Origin of the sequence: Bradyrhizobium pachyrhizi, from assembly GCF_001189245.1 — a bacterium.
GTDB classification, from domain to species: Bacteria; Pseudomonadota; Alphaproteobacteria; order Rhizobiales; family Xanthobacteraceae; genus Bradyrhizobium; species Bradyrhizobium pachyrhizi.
On the sequence record NZ_LFIQ01000064.1, the window covers coordinates 25833 to 37245 of the forward strand.

Here is an 11413-nt window from a genome sequence, read left to right on the forward strand (position 1 = left end):
GCGCGGGCAAGGCGCCGGCGCAGCTCCTCGACATGCTTGCGATAGAAACCGCTCGACAGCACGCCGGCGATGATCTCGGTCGCGACCGCGCTGGGACCGCCGAAACCGGTCGCGACCTGGAGGTCGACGAGATCCTCGATCCAGTCCGCCCGCGCGGCGACGAAGCCGCAGCGCACCGATGCCGACAGCGTCTTGGAGAAGCTGCCGATCCGGATCACGCGGCTCAGGCCATCGAGTGCGGCGAGCCGCGCCGAAGGCTCCGGCTCGAAGTCCGCAAAGATGTCGTCCTCGACGATGGTGAGATCATGGGCTGTCGCGGCATTCAGCACGCGGTGCGCGGTCTGCGGCGACAGCGTTGCACCGGTCGGATTATGCAGCGCCGAATTGGTGACATAAAGCCGCGGCCGCTCGGCGGCAAGCGTCGCCTCGAAGCTCGCGATATCGGGGCCCGATGCCGTGTAGGGCACGCTGACGATGCGAACCTGATGCGCGCGCAGCAGCGCGCGAAAATTGAAGTAGCAGGGATCGTCGACCAGCACGGTGTCGCCCGGCCGCAGCAGGAAGCGGCAGACGAGATCGATCGCCTGCGTGCCGGACGCGGTCAGCAAGAGCTGCTCGGGCGGCACCTCGAGGCCCTCGTCGGCAAACCGTGCCATCAGGATCCGGCGCAGCGTGAGCGAGCCGCGCGTCGCGCCATAGTCGGAGAGCACGGCATCGTCGGCCCGCGCCAGGCCGCGCAACGCGCGCCGCAGCGCTTCGGTAGGCATCCACTCGGCGGGCAGCCAGCCGCAGCCGGGTTTGAGCGCGCCGGTCTCGGCATCGAGCGATTGCCGCGACACCCAGAACGGATCCACCGCGCGGTCGCGCTGCGGCTGGTCCTTGGCGAGCGCGAGCGGCGGCAGCGCCGCGGACGAGACATAGAAGCCGGAGCCGGGCCGGGCGCGGATCAGGCCCTCGGCCGCCAGCCGGTCATAGGCCTCGACGACGGTGGAGGGCGACACGCCCATGGTCGCGGCCAGGCCGCGGATCGAGGGCAGGCGGTCGTCGGCGACCAGCGCACGGCTCGCCACCTTGGCGCGGATCGCGTTCATCACGTCCGTGGTCCGCGTGGCCTTCGCTGCGTTGGATTGCGGCGCATCGGATTGCTGTTGCAAGTGTATGCCTACCTTTGTCCATACAGTTTTGCAGTATTGTACTGATCTGTAGCTGCCTTGGCGAGCCTCCGCCGGCTATGGTCGGCGTTCGGAAGTGAGGTACGATGGACAAGGCTTCGATCGACGGCTGGGGCAGCGGCCTGCTCGGCGTGATTATCTTCAGCGGCTCGCTGCCGGCGACCCGCGTGGCCGTGGCCGGGTTCTCGCCGCTGTTTTTGACTTCGGCGCGGGCGGCGATCGCGGCGCTGCTCGGCGCCGCGCTGCTGGCGGTGCTGCGGCAGCCCTGGCCGCAGCGCAAGGACCTGGTGTCGCTGACCATCGTCGCCCTCGGCGTCGTGATCGGCTTTCCTCTGCTCACCGCGCTCGCGCTCCAGCACATCACCTCGGCGCATTCGATTGTGTTCATCGGGCTGCTGCCGCTGTCGACCGCCGTGTTCGGCGTGCTGCGCGGCGGCGAGCGGCCGCAGCCGCTGTTCTGGCTGTTCTCCTGCGTCGGCAGCGCGACGGTCGGCGCGTTCGCCCTGTCGAGCGACGGATCGGCGTCCCTGACCGGCGACCTCCTGATGGTCGCGGCGATTATCGTCTGCGGCCTCGGCTATGCCGAAGGCGCGGCGCTGTCGCGGCGGCTCGGGGGCTGGCAGGTGATCTCCTGGGCGCTGGTGCTGTCGGCGCCGGTGGTGCTCCTGATGACGATCATGACGCTGCCGCCGAGCTGGCAGGGCATCGGTGCGCCGGCCTGGCTCGGGCTCGCCTATGTCTCGATCTTCAGCATGCTGGTCGGCTTCGTGTTCTGGTATCGCGGCCTTGCGATCGGCGGCATCGCCAGCGTCGGCCAATTGCAGCTGCTGCAGCCGTTCTTCGGCCTCGCGCTGGCCGGCCTGTTGCTGCACGAGCAGGTGCCGTGGTCGATGATCGCGGCGACCCTGGCGGTCGTGGTCTGCGTGGTGTTCGCGCGCCGCTTCGCTTAACTGTTCTTCAGAGGGGCACACATTGCTCCATCCACGTCATTGCGAGCGAAGCGAAGCAATCCATCGCTCTGCAATCGGAGAAATGGATTGCTTCGTCGCTATCGCTCCTCGCAATGACGGCAGTGTAAAGCATCACTGGAACACCCGCGTCTGTCAGCTCAGCTTGAACAGCGCCTGCAGGAAATCGCTAACTGCCTTGCGGGCCTCGAGCGCGGTGGTCGGGTTGCCGCCGACATGCGGGCCGAGCTCGACGCAGGCGTCCTTGTAGCTGAACGGCGCCTGGGTCGATGCATTCATCAGCACGCCGCCTTCGCCTTCCCTGATGGTGCAATGGCGCACGGTCTGCGATCCCGTTGCCTCCACCACCGTGTTGTTGCCGATCAGGCCGGCATCGAAGCCGTGCGCGGAGTCAGGATATTCGGTCAGCACCACGTCGCGCCTGGCCTCCTGCAAGCGGGCGGCATAGGCCTTGCAGCTCGCCACCGGGTTATAGTCGTCGGGCGTGCCGTGAAAGATCCGGATCGGCCGCGCCGCGACCTCGGTGTCGGTCAGATAGCCGGTCGAGCAGTCCGGATAGAACGGGATGTAGGCCGCGAACTGCACGCCGGACTTGTTCCAGAGCTTGTTGAAGCGGTCGAGGCTGGCATAGAGCGTGGCCTGGCCGCCGCGCGAAAATCCCATCAGCACGATGCGCTCGGGGTCGACCCGCGGATGCTTCGCGAGGATCTCCAGCGAATGGTAGATGTCGACGATCAGGTTGAGCCGGCCGAGCAGGGCCTGGTTCGGCCCGGTCGCGGTGAGGCCGCGGCCGGAGAAGCCGTCGATCACGAAGGTCGAGATGCCCATGCCGTTGAAGTGGCGCACCCAGCCGTCCATCCCGGCGCCGACGCCGCTCGAGCCGTGCATCAGGACCACGACCGGCAGCCGGCCGCTGCCTTGCGCGATACGGAATTCGCCGCCGACGGTGACCGCCTTGCCGTTGCTGTCGCCGTTCAAAAATTGCTGGTCGGAGATCGTCAGCGAGGGGATGCCGTAGATCTCGGTGCGCGCCGCGATCTCCTTCGGAATCTGCTGCGCGCTGGTCTCGATGCAGGTGAACAGCACGGCGCAGCAGAACAGGATCGCGGTCGCGGCGAGGCGCCAGTCTGTCAGCATCGATTCCCCCGATGTTGTCTTGATTGGCCGCGACTACAGCAATGGACGCGCACGCTGTCAATTTGACCGGCCGTGCGTGACGCTCAGGAAGCGGGCGCTAGGCGAGCTCCCGCGCTTTCCCGATCCGCCCGAGATGGGTGAAGCCGAAGCCCTTGGAATATTTCAGCCCGTAGCCGAGCGCGCGGTCGATCCCGATATGGGCGAGCCAGATCATCGCGATCGACAGCACCAGCGGCGCCGCGGCGGCAAAGCCCAGCGTCATCAGCGCCACCGGCGCCAGATAGCTGTGGGCGGCGTTGTAGACGATGGCGCCGACCCGCGGTCCGGCGAGATAGGCGGCAAAGCTCAAATCCGGCACCAGGAACAGCAGGACATAGACCAGCCACGAGCCCTCCCATTGGGCATAGAGCACGGTCATGCCGAGGAACAGCACCAGGCCCTCCAGCCGGAGCAGGGTGCGCACCCCGCCGGTCGGTGCGCCGGTCTCGACCGTGGCCGTGTTCGTGTCGGTCATCGCCATCTCCCCAGATATCGGAAAATCCTACCGTTTTTTGCGCCCGAACCCGGCCACAACCGCCTTTCCGGTTCCGAAATGGCCGTGCTAAGCCATTTCCGAACCTCGGCTCGCGCCGGGACGCGGACTGTAGCTAACACGGGCGGAAACAAATGAAAGATATCCTCGATACCCTCGAAGAGCGGCGCGCCGGCGCCAAGCTGGGCGGCGGCGAAAAGCGCATCGAGGCGCAGCACGCCCGCGGCAAGCTGACCGCCCGCGAGCGGATCGAGCTCCTGCTGGACAAGGGCTCGTTCGAGGAATTCGACATGTTCGTCGAGCACCGCTCGATCGAGTTCGGTATGGAGAAGACCAGGATTCCCGGCGACGGCGTCGTCACCGGCTGGGGCACGGTCAACGGCCGCAAGACGTTTGTCTTCGCCAAGGATTTTACGGTGTTCGGCGGCTCGCTCTCCGAGACCCACGCGCTGAAGATCACGAAACTGCAGGACATGGCGATGAAGGCGAGGGCGCCGATCATCGGCCTCTATGACGCCGGCGGCGCGCGCATCCAGGAGGGCGTCGCGGCGCTGGCGGGTTATTCCTATGTATTCCGCCGCAACGTCATCGCGTCAGGCGTGATCCCGCAGATCTCCGTCATCATGGGCCCCTGTGCCGGCGGCGACGTCTATTCGCCCGCGATGACCGACTTTATCTTCATGGTGAAGAACACCAGCTACATGTTCGTCACCGGCCCCGACGTGGTGAAGACCGTCACCAACGAGGTGGTGACCGCCGAGGAGCTCGGCGGCGCCTCGGTGCATGCCACGCGCTCCTCGATCGCCGACGGCGCGTTCGAGAACGACGTCGACGCGCTGCTGCAGATGCGCCGCCTGATCGACTTCCTGCCCTCGAACAACACCGACGGCGTGCCGGAGTGGCCGAGCTTCGACGATATCGGCCGGGTCGACATGTCGCTCGACACGCTGATCCCCGACAATCCGAACAAGCCCTACGACATGAAGGAGCTGATCCTGAAGGTCGTCGACGAGGGCGACTTCTTCGAGATCTCTGAGACCTTCGCGAAAAACATCGTCACCGGCTTCGGCCGCATCGCCGGCCGCACCGTCGGCTTCGTCGCCAACCAGCCGATGGTGCTGGCCGGCGTGCTCGACAGCGACGCCTCACGCAAGGCCGCGCGCTTCGTGCGGTTCTGCGATGCCTTCAACATCCCGATCGTCACCTTCGTCGACGTGCCGGGCTTCCTGCCGGGTACGAGCCAAGAATATGGCGGCCTGATCAAGCACGGTGCGAAACTGCTGTTCGCCTATTCGCAGTGCACGGTGCCGCTCGTCACCATCATCACCCGCAAGGCGTATGGCGGCGCCTTCGACGTCATGGCCTCGAAGGAGATCGGCGCCGACATGAACTACGCCTGGCCGACCGCCCAGATCGCCGTGATGGGCGCCAAGGGCGCGGTGGAGATCATCTTCCGCTCTGACATCGGCGACCCCGACAAGATCGCCGCGCGCACCAAGGAATACGAAGACCGCTTCCTGTCCCCCTTTATCGCCGCCGAGCGCGGCTACATCGACGACGTCATCATGCCGCATTCGACCAGGCGGCGGATCGCACGGGCGCTGGCGATGCTGAAGGACAAGAAGGTGGAAATCCCCGCGAAGAAGCACGACAATCTGCCGTTGTGAGGAGAGCATAGGGTGGGTTAGCACAAGCGTAACCCACCATCTTCGCTCCGCACGATCCGTGGCGGGTTGCGGCTTCCGCCTGACCCGCCCTACAGGTTCGAACTTGATGACCGAAGACGAGCCGACCGACGAGATCTCCGAGATCGAGGCGCAGATCGAGGAGCTTGCCGAGAGCGCCGAGCGCTCCCGGCGGATCATTCTCGGGTCGAAGGTCGCGATCGCAGGCGGGTTCGCGTTGCTGGCCGTCGCGCTGCTCGGGCTGCTGGGCGCCGGTCAGACTGCGGCACTCGGGTCGATCGCGCTGGTGCTCGGCGGTATCGTGTCGCTCGGCTCGAATGTCAGCACGTTGCGGCAGACCGAGGCCGCGATCAGCACCGCCGAGGCGCGCCGCGCGCGCCTGATCGGCAACATCGACCTGCGCCTGGTTCACGACGCGCCGCTGAAGCTGATGTGAGGCGCGGCGGGCGCGCAAAGCGGCGCCGCAAACTCAGTGTCGTCTCGGCGAAAGCCAGGACCCATTGCCCCAAATCTGAATTGTTGCGCGACGCTGGGGCTGCGATCCCGTTCATCATCAAATGCGGTGGTTATGGGTCCTGGCTTTCGCCAGGACGACGATCGTGTGTGAGGAACCCGCACCGTCATCGCCAGGTTCGCCGCCTCCGCTCAAGCTTCGGCGTGAAAGGGATGCATGGCCTCGTCGAAGCCTTGGCGAAGACGGGACCGGGCGATCCAGTACGCCGCGGTTTCTCGGCTCAAGCACCGGCGTCTCTGGAATACTGAATCACCCGCATGCGCATACGCGGGTGATGACACCGTACAGGCTGTTTGAGTTGTGAATCGGAATCTCACCGACGTCGTCCCGGGCAAGCGGAGCGCGACCCGGACCCATAACCACAGTTGGTCGTGATTGTACCGTGCTGGGGCTACAGCTTGCCGCAACAATGCAAAACTGTGGTTATGGGTCCCTGCTTTCGCAGGGACGACGAGCGGAGAGAGCACTGCACGCTCCTACTTCGACGCTAGCGGCACGTAGTCGTACTCCCCGACGCCTTGCAGGATCAGGAACGTCAGCGACGTCGTGCCGGCGTTGGTGACGAGGTGAGGGCGGGTCGGGCGGACGGCGTAGACTTCGCCGACCTTCAGGTTCACTTCCTCCTTCGGCTCCTGCAGGAACAGCCGCATCTGGCCCTCCAGCACGTAGAAGGTGTCGGAGATGTTGCTGTGGGTGTGCCACGGCACCTTCTGGGTCGGCGAGAGTTGCAGCTCCATGATGCGGAAGCCGGGGCGGGCGGCGTGCTCGGCGCGGCGCTCGACTTCGTAGAGATGGCTGGCGTCCTTGACCGGTTGTCCTGGCTTCATGGCGGCCTCCCTGGGATGTTGTTCAGCGATGCTAGTCCTGTTCGACGATCCATGAAACGGTCGGAATGGGCATGACGGGTGCGCGCGGCGGGCGCGAAGCGCGGGATACGGTCGCGCCCAACCCGCGCTACGGTGTGCTCACTTCATTCCCATGCAGTTCGCATAGAACGTTGTTGTCGCCGGCCAGTCGGAGAACATCGCGCGGACGCCGACCTGCCTTGCCAGCACGTCGAGCACGGTCAGCGTGTCGCCGTCCCGGTCGATCGCAGCCTTCACCGACTTGTGGTAGAACGCACCGCCTCGGTTGAGCGGCCCGTCGCGCTCCAGCGACCAGCCGATCAGATCGAGGCCGGCGGCCTTCGCCGCCCTGGCGTAAGCCGACGGGACGATCTCGCCCTTGTCGTTCAGCGCCAGCATCGCGAAGATCGGCGGCCCCAAAATCGCGACGCCGGAGGCCTTCAATTCCTGCATCGACGGCTTCCAGGTCTCCGGCCGGTTCGGATCGAGCCCTGCTTTCTCGTAGCGGTCCTCGAGATAGAGCGCCTGGCTGGCAAAATCGGGTTCGGTCTTCACCCAATAGAGGATGTCCTTGAGGCTGAAGCTCTGCGGGAACACGTCGCTCGGCGGAATGCCGGCGGCCTTGTAGGCGGCGAGCATCTGGGTCGCATATGTCTCCTGGGTGTAGTCGCCGTCGAACGGCATCGCCACTTCCGGTGCCTTCAGCTCGGGCGTGAATTTTGCGCCGAGACTCCTGATCAAGGCGATGCTCTCGTCATGGCTCATCAGCGTGCCGGAACTGGCGTAGAGCTCCGTGCGCCAGCGCGGCGTGCCGTTCTGGTACTCCTCCGGCGTCCTCGCATCTGGATTGAAGCCGTCCATTTTCGCGGTGAGCCGCTTGAATTCGGCGAGCGTGATGTCGCTGGTGCAGCACTTCGCCGAGGCCCTCCTGCCGGCGGCCGGATCGGCCGGGCTGAAGGGTTGCGTGCATTTTGCCGCGAGGTCCGGCACCGTCAGGATGTTGGTCGTGGTGTGCAGGTCGCATTGCGAGTGCCGGCACACCAGCTGGCGATCCCGCGTGAAGGTGACGTCGCATTCGATCACGCCGGCGCCCATCCGCGCGGCGGCGAGATAGGATTCGCGGCTATGCTCGGGAAATTGCAGCGCTGCGCCGCGATGGCCGATCGAAAAATCCGTCTTGTGGAACGGCCCGGTGCATTGGCTGAGTTGCTGCTTCAGGGGCCCGTCCTTCATCTTGTCGACCAGATAGAACGGGCGCGGCCCGAGCTGCGCCTCGCGCAGCAGCGCGATCTCCCCGGCGGCAGCCGGCAGCGCGGCGCCGAGGGCGAGCAGGAACGAGAGCAGGGCGGTGCGGAGACGGGCAAGCATAGGTGATCCCCCTGATCAGGCATTGTCAGCAAGCCGACATATCACGGAGCATATGCCGGCCGCCTGTGCGAAATGAAACCATGGAGGAACCAATGCCCGCAGCCTATTTCGTCGTCCGCGCCACTGTCACGGATGCCGCCAGGCGTCCCGCCTTCGACGCCTGGTATTCGCGCGAGCATCTGCCGGACGCGATGAAATCGTTCGGCGCCGAGCGCGCCTGGCGATGCTGGAGCCTGAGCGATCCCTCGCTGCACCAGGCGACCTATCAGTTCGCCGACGAGAAGGCGCTCGAGCGCGCGGTGAACAGCGCGGACATGAAGCGGCTGGTCGCCGACTTCAACCGTGACTGGCCGGAGGTGACGCGCACGCGCGATCTCCTGGTGCTGGCGGAGGAGGCGACGGCGGCATGATGGCTGCGTGACGTCACGACCTCGAGAACCCTCGAGTTCCATGAACGTGAACGCGCAGTTCAGCGAGCGTTCAGCTCGCGAGGCAAAAACTCGCCGCTGCAGTTGGTCCAACCCAGCAACAAAGGGAAACGCTCATGGAACGCCGGGATTTTCTGAAGATGGCCTTCGGTGTCGCCGCCGGAGCCGTCACCTTCGCAGCGGCGGCGCAGGCGGCGCCGCTCGCGCCGCTTCCCCTCAACCAGGATGCACGCGCACCAGCGGCTGGCGATGCGCATCCCGCCGTCACCACGGGCGAGGAGGTCGGCCGCATGAAGCCCGAGCAAGTACGCTGGCATCATCGCCACTGGGGTTGGCGTCACCGGCACTGGCACCGCAGGCATTGGGGCTGGCGCCGCCACCATTGGCGCCGTCATCACTGGCGCCGCTGGTGATATCGACTCCATGATGAAAAGAAAAACCCCGCGCCAGGCGGGGTTTTGTTAGTTCGCAATCTGCCGCGATCAGATCGGGCGGCAACGGCCGTAGCGCCAGACAAAGCCGTAGGGGCAGGCGCGGACACGCGGCGCCACCACGACGGGGCGCTCGACCACGACCGGCGGGCGCACGACAACGGCGCCCGGTGCGACGACGACGCCGCGATTCCTGACGCAGCCGCCATAGGGGCCACGGTGCCAGCCGGGGCCGCAGCCACCGGCTGCATCAGCGGCGCTGATGCCGGCGAATGCGGTCGTCACCAGAACTGCTGCAGCAAAAAGATACTTCATGTCTTCTCCTTTTTTTATTTGGGCCGCGCTGCGGCACCGCAACAAACTTTCGTCTACCGATTCGCCCGGCCGGATCATTGCAGAAGGCGTGCCCGATGTCGCCGACCATAATGTTGCGGCCTGAATGCGACATGAATGTTGCAGCTCACAGCTGCGTCAGCGCGCCGCAAGCCGGCTCAGCATCACTTCGAAATATTTCGTGGACGCGGGCAGCCGCGCGCTGATGGCGAGCGTACGAAAATACATCGGAAGGCGAGGCAAGCGAGACCGGCGGTTCACCGACGCTTGCCCGAAGGCGCGCCGCTATTGGTCCGTGCCGAACAGCGCGGCGAATCGCTTCTCGCCGTTGCGCGAAAAATTGACCACGCGGCTGCCCGGCGTCGCGTCGCGAGCGGCCCATTTCAGTTCCGTGAAGCGGTCCATCATGGCAGCGCCCAGCGTGCCAGCGAGATGATGCCGCCGCTCGCTCCAGTCGAGGCAAGCCTTGCACACCGGCCGGCGCGGATGCGTCAGCGCATCGGCGTCGATCTGCAGCTCCTCGGCCATGAAGCGCCTGCCTTCGCCGGTGAGCTCGATCGCCTGCTTGCTCTGGCGGACCAGCTTCTGCCGCTTCATGCTGTCGAGCATCTGCACGCCGAGATCGCCGGCGAGATGGTCGTAGCAGATGCGGGCCCGGCGCAGCGCCGGATCCTTCGGCCCGGTGCGCACCCGCATATGGCCGGCGCGGGCGGCAATGCCCTGCAGGCCTTCGAGCACGTCGGCGACGTCGGGGTCGGAGAGGCGGTAGTAGCGGTGGCGGCCCTGCTTCTCGGGCTCGATCAGCCCGCCGGCCTCGAGCTTGGAAAGATGCGAGCTCGCCGTCTGCGGCGTGATGCCGGCCTCTTGCGCCAGCTCACTCGCGGTCAGCGCGCGGCCGGTCATCAGCGCGGTCAGCATGTTGCAGCGCGCGGGATCGCCGACCAGAGCGGCGATCCGGGAGATGTCGGGTCCTGCTTTCATAGTTCGATGATAGCCGAAGCATCGAGGTCGGACAAGCCGCTATTATTCACCGTGCCGTCGTTGCGAGGATTGCTTCGCTGACGCTCGCAATAACGGAAACATGACCGGAGGCCATCAATGACCGTCACCGTCTTCATCCGCTACCAGCTCGATCCGTTCAAGCGCGCGATGTTCGAGGAGTATTCGAGAAACTGGCTCTCGATCATCCCGCGCTGCGGCGGCGACCTCATCGGCTACTGGATGCCGCATGAGGGAACCAACAACATCGCCTTTGCGCTGATCTCGTTCGACAGCCTTGCCGCCTATGAGGCCTATCGCGCGCGGCTTCGCCAGGACAAGGAGGGCGTGGCGAACTTCAACTTCGCGGAAGAAAACCGCTTCATCCTCGCCGAGGAACGGACATTTCTCCGCAAGGTCGAGGTATAGTAGGGCCACAACGGCAATGTGCGGGAGGCGCCCATGATCGCAGTGATCTTCGAAGTCTGGCCGAAGCCTGAGCAACGGGATCTCTATTTCGACCTCGCCGCCGAGCTGAAGCCGATCCTGCAGGAGATCGACGGCTTCATCTCGGTCGAGCGGTTCGAGAGCATTACCGAGAAGGGCAAGTTCGTGTCGCTGTCATTCTTTCGCGACGAGGCTGCGGTGGAAGCCTGGCGCAACACGATCGAACATCGCCGTACCCAGGCCAAGGGCCGCGCGCGGATTTTCGAGAACTATCGCTTGCGGGTGGCGAGCGTGATCCGTGATTACGGCCTGAACGAACGCGATCAGGCCCCGAAGGACAGCCGCGCGGCGCATGAGCCGCACTAGCGGGCGGATGCGTGGGTGCCTATCTGTGCGCGGCCAATGACTCCAGGGAGCGACCAATGCCACTGCCAACTGCTGACAAACGCGCCGCCTTCGAGAAGCTGCATGAGAGCGGCTGCTTCATCATTCCGAATCCGTTCGATGTCGGCAGCGCCCGAGCCTTGCAGCATCTCGGCTTCAAGGCGCTGGCGTCGACCAGCGCGGGCTTTGCC

At 65.5% G+C, this 11413-nt stretch carries 16 protein-coding genes; 9 read left to right on the forward strand and 7 right to left on the reverse strand.

From position 1 onward, the window contains the following. Positions 1 to 1091: aminotransferase-like domain-containing protein (locus AKL29_RS13280; RefSeq protein WP_244482003.1), on the reverse strand; the 1091-nt coding region annotated here is incomplete at its 3' end. A gap of 167 nt (positions 1092 to 1258) precedes the next feature. Between AKL29_RS13280 and AKL29_RS13285 the strand changes: the two genes are divergently transcribed. Beyond that, positions 1259 to 2122, forward strand: coding sequence for a DMT family transporter (locus tag AKL29_RS13285; protein WP_050384501.1), 864 nt, complete (start codon positions 1259 to 1261; stop codon positions 2120 to 2122). Between the two features lie 153 nt (positions 2123 to 2275). Here the strand turns inward: AKL29_RS13285 and AKL29_RS13290 are convergent, their stop codons facing one another. Both AKL29_RS13290 and AKL29_RS13295 read right to left on the reverse strand, forming a co-directional pair. Beyond that, positions 2276 to 3277 carry a dienelactone hydrolase family protein gene (locus AKL29_RS13290; RefSeq protein ID WP_050384502.1) on the reverse strand — a complete coding sequence of 334 codons (1002 nt, stop codon included), beginning with the start codon at positions 3275 to 3277 and terminating at the stop codon, positions 2276 to 2278. Between the two features lie 97 nt (positions 3278 to 3374). Continuing rightward, positions 3375 to 3797, reverse strand: coding sequence for a DUF4260 domain-containing protein (locus tag AKL29_RS13295; protein WP_430648872.1), 423 nt, complete (start codon positions 3795 to 3797; stop codon positions 3375 to 3377). 146 nt (positions 3798 to 3943) lie between these two features. Between AKL29_RS13295 and AKL29_RS13300 the strand changes: the two genes are divergently transcribed. Next, on the forward strand, positions 3944 to 5476 hold the full coding sequence (locus AKL29_RS13300) for an acyl-CoA carboxylase subunit beta (protein WP_050384503.1): 1533 nt from the start codon (positions 3944 to 3946) through the stop codon (positions 5474 to 5476). 106 nt (positions 5477 to 5582) lie between these two features. Beyond that, positions 5583 to 5930, forward strand: coding sequence for a hypothetical protein (locus AKL29_RS13305; protein WP_028338231.1), 348 nt, complete (start codon positions 5583 to 5585; stop codon positions 5928 to 5930). 554 nt (positions 5931 to 6484) lie between these two features. Here the strand turns inward: AKL29_RS13305 and AKL29_RS13310 are convergent. Beyond that, a complete protein-coding gene (locus AKL29_RS13310; RefSeq protein ID WP_050384504.1) occupies positions 6485 to 6835 on the reverse strand; it encodes a cupin domain-containing protein in 351 nt (116 codons plus the stop codon). A gap of 138 nt (positions 6836 to 6973) precedes the next feature. Next, a complete protein-coding gene (locus AKL29_RS13315) occupies positions 6974 to 8221 on the reverse strand; it encodes a glycerophosphodiester phosphodiesterase family protein (protein WP_050384505.1) in 1248 nt (415 codons plus the stop codon). 92 nt (positions 8222 to 8313) lie between these two features. On the opposite strand from AKL29_RS13315, the gene AKL29_RS13320 reads away from it, so the two are divergent. After that, positions 8314 to 8631: a hypothetical protein gene (locus AKL29_RS13320; RefSeq protein WP_050384506.1), complete on the forward strand. Its 318-nt coding sequence runs from the start codon at positions 8314 to 8316 to the stop codon at positions 8629 to 8631. A gap of 134 nt (positions 8632 to 8765) precedes the next feature. Beyond that, positions 8766 to 9062, forward strand: a complete 297-nt coding sequence (locus AKL29_RS13325; RefSeq protein WP_028338227.1) for a twin-arginine translocation signal domain-containing protein — start codon at positions 8766 to 8768, stop codon at positions 9060 to 9062. 69 nt (positions 9063 to 9131) lie between these two features. Here AKL29_RS13325 and AKL29_RS13330 read toward each other — a convergent pair whose 3' ends face one another. Next, positions 9132 to 9395 carry a GCG_CRPN prefix-to-repeats domain-containing protein gene (locus AKL29_RS13330; protein WP_028338226.1) on the reverse strand — a complete coding sequence of 88 codons (264 nt, stop codon included), beginning with the start codon at positions 9393 to 9395 and terminating at the stop codon, positions 9132 to 9134. Here AKL29_RS13330 and AKL29_RS46305 point away from each other — a divergent pair. Continuing rightward, positions 9394 to 9519, forward strand: a complete 126-nt coding sequence (locus AKL29_RS46305; protein WP_283809401.1) for a hypothetical protein — start codon at positions 9394 to 9396, stop codon at positions 9517 to 9519. The two genes, AKL29_RS13330 and AKL29_RS46305, sit on opposite strands and share 2 nt — an antisense overlap. Positions 9520 to 9698: 179 nt before the next feature. On the opposite strand, the gene AKL29_RS13335 is transcribed toward AKL29_RS46305, so the two are convergent. Continuing rightward, entirely contained in the window at positions 9699 to 10394 is a 696-nt protein-coding gene (locus AKL29_RS13335; RefSeq protein WP_028338225.1) for an ArsR/SmtB family transcription factor, read from the reverse strand. Positions 10395 to 10511: 117 nt separating this feature from the next. On the opposite strand from AKL29_RS13335, the gene AKL29_RS13340 reads away from it, so the two are divergent. The 3 genes from AKL29_RS13340 to AKL29_RS44750 form a co-directional block, all read left to right on the forward strand. Beyond that, positions 10512 to 10820: an NIPSNAP family protein gene (locus AKL29_RS13340; RefSeq protein ID WP_050384507.1), complete on the forward strand. Its 309-nt coding sequence runs from the start codon at positions 10512 to 10514 to the stop codon at positions 10818 to 10820. Between the two features lie 33 nt (positions 10821 to 10853). Further along, positions 10854 to 11204, forward strand: coding sequence for an antibiotic biosynthesis monooxygenase family protein (locus AKL29_RS13345; RefSeq protein ID WP_028338223.1), 351 nt, complete (start codon positions 10854 to 10856; stop codon positions 11202 to 11204). 56 nt (positions 11205 to 11260) lie between these two features. Then, positions 11261 to 11413 (forward strand): isocitrate lyase/phosphoenolpyruvate mutase family protein (locus AKL29_RS44750; RefSeq protein WP_244482005.1); only part of this gene is annotated, 153 nt, incomplete at its 3' end.

What these genes read in the sequence shown, in the direction of transcription:
- AKL29_RS13345 (WP_028338223.1), top strand. Translation starts at nt 10,854, where the DNA reads ATGATCGCAGTGATCTTCGAAGTCTGGCCGAAGCCTGAGCAACGGGAT.
- AKL29_RS13290 (WP_050384502.1), bottom strand. Translation starts at nt 3,277, where the DNA reads ATGCTGACAGACTGGCGCCTCGCCGCGACCGCGATCCTGTTCTGCTGC.
- AKL29_RS13285 (WP_050384501.1), top strand. Translation starts at nt 1,259, where the DNA reads ATGGACAAGGCTTCGATCGACGGCTGGGGCAGCGGCCTGCTCGGCGTG.
- AKL29_RS13325 (WP_028338227.1), top strand. Translation starts at nt 8,766, where the DNA reads ATGGAACGCCGGGATTTTCTGAAGATGGCCTTCGGTGTCGCCGCCGGA.
- AKL29_RS13330 (WP_028338226.1), bottom strand. Translation starts at nt 9,395, where the DNA reads ATGAAGTATCTTTTTGCTGCAGCAGTTCTGGTGACGACCGCATTCGCC.
- AKL29_RS13340 (WP_050384507.1), top strand. Translation starts at nt 10,512, where the DNA reads ATGACCGTCACCGTCTTCATCCGCTACCAGCTCGATCCGTTCAAGCGC.
- AKL29_RS13335 (WP_028338225.1), bottom strand. Translation starts at nt 10,394, where the DNA reads ATGAAAGCAGGACCCGACATCTCCCGGATCGCCGCTCTGGTCGGCGAT.
- AKL29_RS13300 (WP_050384503.1), top strand. Translation starts at nt 3,944, where the DNA reads ATGAAAGATATCCTCGATACCCTCGAAGAGCGGCGCGCCGGCGCCAAG.
- AKL29_RS13310 (WP_050384504.1), bottom strand. Translation starts at nt 6,835, where the DNA reads ATGAAGCCAGGACAACCGGTCAAGGACGCCAGCCATCTCTACGAAGTC.
- AKL29_RS13305 (WP_028338231.1), top strand. Translation starts at nt 5,583, where the DNA reads ATGACCGAAGACGAGCCGACCGACGAGATCTCCGAGATCGAGGCGCAG.
- AKL29_RS13295 (WP_430648872.1), bottom strand. Translation starts at nt 3,797, where the DNA reads ATGGCGATGACCGACACGAACACGGCCACGGTCGAGACCGGCGCACCG.
- AKL29_RS13320 (WP_050384506.1), top strand. Translation starts at nt 8,314, where the DNA reads ATGCCCGCAGCCTATTTCGTCGTCCGCGCCACTGTCACGGATGCCGCC.
- AKL29_RS46305 (WP_283809401.1), top strand. Translation starts at nt 9,394, where the DNA reads ATGTCTTCTCCTTTTTTTATTTGGGCCGCGCTGCGGCACCGCAACAAA.
- AKL29_RS13315 (WP_050384505.1), bottom strand. Translation starts at nt 8,221, where the DNA reads ATGCTTGCCCGTCTCCGCACCGCCCTGCTCTCGTTCCTGCTCGCCCTC.